The sequence below is a fragment of the Streptomyces alkaliphilus genome (assembly GCF_014141535.1).
GTDB classification, from domain to species: Bacteria; Actinomycetota; Actinomycetes; order Streptomycetales; family Streptomycetaceae; genus Streptomyces; species Streptomyces alkaliphilus.
In genome coordinates this window covers 1-4,378 of the sequence record NZ_VKHT01000407.1, presented here as the reverse complement: position 1 = coordinate 4,378, position 4,378 = coordinate 1, and the positions used below count along the sequence as shown (strand labels likewise).

Sequence of the window (4,378 nt, the reverse complement as noted above, 5' to 3'; positions counted from 1 at the left end):
GCCTTCGGCTCCGGCTCGGCCTTCGGCTGCTCGGCGGCGGGGGCCGGGGTGGCACCCTTCTCACCGATCACCGCGAGCTTCGCGCCGACCTCGGCGGTCTCGTCCTCCCCGACCAGGATCTCCAGGAGGGTGCCCGCGGTGGGGGAGGGGATCTCGGTGTCGACCTTGTCGGTGGAGACCTCGAGCAGGGGCTCGTCGGCCTCGACCTCCTCACCGACCTCCTTGAGCCAGCGGGTGACGGTGCCCTCGGTGACGGATTCGCCCAGCGCGGGCAGCGTCACGTCGGTGCCCTGCGCCGAGCCGGCGGACCCGCCGGTCTCGGCGGCGCCGGGACCGGAGTAGTCCGCCCCGGAGGCCGGGGCGGAGGCTCCGGCGGGCTCGGAGGTGGAGGCGGCCGACGCGGGCTCCGGCGCCGCCTGCGGCGCGGGAGCGGACTCCTCGGCCGGGGCCGGGGCGGAGTCACCCCCGCCGGTGCCGTCGTCGATGATCGCCAGTTCGGCGCCGACCTCGACGGTCTCGTCCTCGGCGACCCTGATCGAGGACAGGACGCCGGCGGCCGGCGCGGGGATCTCGGTGTCGACCTTGTCGGTGGAGACCTCGAGCAGGGGCTCGTCGGCCTCGACCCGTTCACCCTCGGCCTTCAGCCAGCGGGTGACGGTGCCCTCGGAGACGCTCTCGCCGAGCGCCGGAAGGGTTACGGAAACCGCCATGGTTTCGGTTGCTCCTTACGGGAAGTGCGGATGGGGGCGCGCCTCGTGCGGGCCGGTCAGTCGTGCGAGTGCAGCGGCTTGCCGGCCAGCGCCAGGTGCGCCTCGCCGAGGGCCTCGTTCTGGGTCGGGTGCGCGTGGATCAGCTGCGCGACCTCGGCGGGCAGCGCCTCCCAGTTGTAGATCAGCTGGGCCTCGCCCACCTGCTCGCCGAGCCGGTCACCGACCATGTGCACACCGACGACGGCGCCGTCGCGAACCTGGACGAGCTTGATCTCGCCCTGCGTCTTGAGGATCTTGCTCTTGCCGTTGCCGCCCAGGTTGTACTTCAGGGTGACGACCTTGTCGGCGCCGTACAGCTCCTTGGCCTTGGCCTCGGTGATGCCGACGGAGGCGACCTCGGGGTGGGAGTAGGTGACCCGCGGAACGCCGTCGTAGTCGATCGGCACCGGGTTGAGGCCTGCGAGGCGCTCGGCGACGAGGATGCCCTCGGCGAAGCCGACGTGCGCCAACTGGAGGGTGGGGATGAGGTCACCGACCGCGGAGACGGTGTCGACGTTGGTGCGGCAGTACTCGTCGACGGTCACGTAGCCGCGGTCCATCGCGACCCCGACCTCCTCGTAACCCAGGCCCTGCGAGACCGGGCCGCGACCGATGGCCACCAGCAGCAGCTCGGCCTCGAAGGTCTTGCCGTTGGCCAGCGAGACCTTCACGCCGTCGCCGGTGTACTCGGCCTTCTCGAAGAAGGAGCCCAGGGAGAACTTGATGCCGCGCTTGCGGAAGGCGCGCTCCAGCAGCTTGGAGCTGTTCTCGTCCTCGGCCGGCACCAGGTGGGGCAGGCCCTCGACGATGGTGACCTCGCTGCCGAAGGAGCGCCACGCGGAGGCGAACTCGCAACCGATGACGCCGCCGCCCAGGATGATCACGGACTTCGGCACCCGGTCCAGCTTCAGGGCGTGGTTGGAGGAGATGATGCGGTCGCCGTCGATCTCCAGCCCCGGCAGGGACTTGGGTACCGAGCCGGTCGCCAGCAGGATGTGCCGGCCGGTGTAGCGCTCGCCGTTCACGTCCACCGAGGTGGCGGAGGACAGTCGGCCCTCGCCCTGGACGTAGGTGATCTTCCGGGAGGCCACCAGGCCCTGTAGGCCCTTGTACAAACCGGAGACCACACCGTCCTTGTAGGCGTGCACCTTGGGCATGTCGATGCCGTCGAAGGTGCTCCGCACTCCGAACTGCTCGCCCTCCCGGGCGGCGTCGGCGACCTCACCGGCGTGCAGCAGCGCCTTGGTGGGGATGCAGCCGTAGTGCAGACAGGTGCCGCCGAGCTTGTCCTTCTCGATCAGGGCGACGTCCAGCCCGAGCTGCGACGCGCGCAGGGCCGCGGCGTAGCCGCCGCTCCCGCCGCCGAGAATCACTAGGTCGAAAACGGTGCTGGCGTCGTTCGCCACGTCACGTCCTCCATGCATGGGGTTCGCCGGATCCGGTCGCCCATGACCGTCCGGCGGCTGTGTGTGCGCCGCTGGAAAAACGGCTAGTGGTGACTCGTACTCCCGTTCAGCGGATGAGCCGGGCCCCTGTCCTGCCGGAACACCATCTTCGCACCTGTCCGGTACCGGCGGGACGCGGGGCCGCCGGATGAGACGACGTAAAAGCTCTTTCATCGGGCGTTCCGGGCGGTTCTCGGGCGCAGTCGTGCGGATTACCCGTCGGTAGTACCGCTCGGTGCCGCTCGGTGCCGCTCGGTCGCGCTCGGTGCCTGCGGGGCCGTTAGCGTGGCGAACCGCCTTCCGGCCTCACGACGGTTCCTCCGCCGACACCCCTCCCCGCTCATCCGGGGATCCGCGTTCCGCCGGTGCCGACCCGGGTCGGCACCGGCGGAACGCGCCGGGCTCAGCCCGGCAGACCGTCCTCGGCGACCCGCTCGGCCAGCCGCACCAGCGTGCGCACCGCCGAACCGGTGCCGCCCTTGGGCGTGTAGCCGAAGGGGGAGCCCTCGTTGAAGGCCGGACCGGCGATGTCCAGGTGAACCCACGGCGTGCCGTCCGCCACGAACTCCTTCAGGAACAGCCCCGCCGCCAGGCCGCCGCCCATCCGGTCGCCCACGTTGGCGATGTCCGCCACCGGGGATTTCAGCCCCTCCATCAGATCCTCCGGCATCGGCATCGGCCACGCCTGCTCACCGACCTCGACCGCGATCCCGTGCACCAGGTCGCGGAGGGAGTCCTCGTTGGCCATGATGCCGAAGGTCCGCTTGCCCAGCGCCACCATCATCGCGCCGGTCAGCGTGGCCACGTCCACCATCGCGTCCGGGGACTCCTCGCCCGCGCGCGCCAGGGCGTCGGCCATCACCAGCCGGCCCTCGGCGTCGGTGTTGAGCACCTCCACCGTCTTGCCGCTGTACATGGTCAGCACGTCACCCGGACGGGTCGCCGAGCCCGAGGGCATGTTCTCGGCCAGCGCCAGCCAGCCGGTCACGTTGACCCGCAGGTCCAGCCGCGCCGCCGCGACCACGGTGGCGAAGACCGCCGCCGCGCCCGCCATGTCGCACTTCATGGTCTCGTTGGATCCGGCCGACTTCAGCGAGATGCCGCCGGAGTCGTAGGTGATGCCCTTGCCGATCAGCGCCAGCGAGCGCTGCGCCTTGGAGTGCCGCCAGGACAGCCGCACCAGACGGGGCGGGCTCTGGGACCCCTGGCCCACGCCCATGATGCCGCCGTAGCCGCCCTTGCCCAGGGCCTGCTCGTCCAGCACCTCGATCTTCAGGCCGTGCTCCTTGGCGGCCGTGCCCGCCAACGCGGCGAACTCCGCCGGGTTCAGGGCGTTCGGCGGGGTGTTGACCAGGTCACGGGCCCGGGCGATCTCCTGCGCGAGCACCTCGGCCCGCTCCGCGACCGCCTTCAGCTCCGAGCTCTTGGCGCTCTTGGAGTCCAGCCCGGCGATCGTCACCTCGGCGAGCGGCGCGGAGGCGTCCCGGGCGCTCTCCTTGCGACCGCGCCCGAGGCGTCGGCCCCCACCCGGGGAGCCCTTCTTGTCGTTCCCCTCGTTCCCCTCGCCGCGGAACTCGGTGAAGGAGTAGGAACCCAGCAGCGCGCCCTCGGCCACCGCCGCGACCGAGGCCGGGTCCGAGGAGGTCAGCGCGAAGGCGGCGTGCCCGGTGCCGGTCAGCGCACGGGCCGCGGCCCCCGCGGCCCGCCGGAGGGTCTCCGTCACCGGGGCTGTGTCGTCACCGGGGGTTGGGCCCAGCCCGACCGCCACCACCAGCCGCGCCTCGAAGCCCTCGGGTGCCGGCAGCTTGGTGATCTCGTTCTCGGCACCGGTGGCCCCGAGAGTGGCCAGCAGGTCGGTCAACCGGCCGCCGAACGCGGTGTCCACGGCGCCCGCGGCCTCGACGCCGGGTGCCGGCAGCGGGCCGTCCTCGCCCTTGACGACGCCGATCACCACGGCGTCCGCGCGCACCTTCGCGGCGGTGGAGGAACTGAGGGTCAGTGCAGTCACGGTGAGGAGAGTCCTGTTCGTCTCGATGATGGATCGTCCGGACACCGGAGGGGGGATCCCGGGAGGATCACCCCCGGGGCCGCGCTCCGGGCTCCCGAGCCTACGCCCCGGCCCCCGGGCGCCGCTCGGCCGACACCTCCCCTCGGAGTACACCGGCTCATCCCCCCGAGGACCCC

3 protein-coding genes are annotated in these 4,378 nt (G+C 71.9%); all 3 read right to left on the bottom strand.

Annotation, left to right across the window (positions count from 1 at the left end):
- The coding region (locus FNQ90_RS13905; RefSeq protein WP_323379952.1) for a biotin/lipoyl-containing protein at nt 1-710 on the bottom strand (710 nt) is incomplete at its 3' end.
- Between the two features lie 56 nt (nt 711-766).
- Nucleotides 767-2,155 carry a dihydrolipoyl dehydrogenase gene (lpdA, locus tag FNQ90_RS13900; RefSeq protein ID WP_182606670.1) on the bottom strand — a complete coding sequence of 463 codons (1,389 nt, stop codon included), beginning with the start codon at nt 2,153-2,155 and terminating at the stop codon, nt 767-769.
- A gap of 442 nt (nt 2,156-2,597) precedes the next feature.
- Nucleotides 2,598-4,202, bottom strand: coding sequence for a leucyl aminopeptidase (locus FNQ90_RS13895; RefSeq protein WP_182606669.1), 1,605 nt, complete (start codon nt 4,200-4,202; stop codon nt 2,598-2,600).
- Nucleotides 4,203-4,378 lie beyond the last annotated feature (176 nt).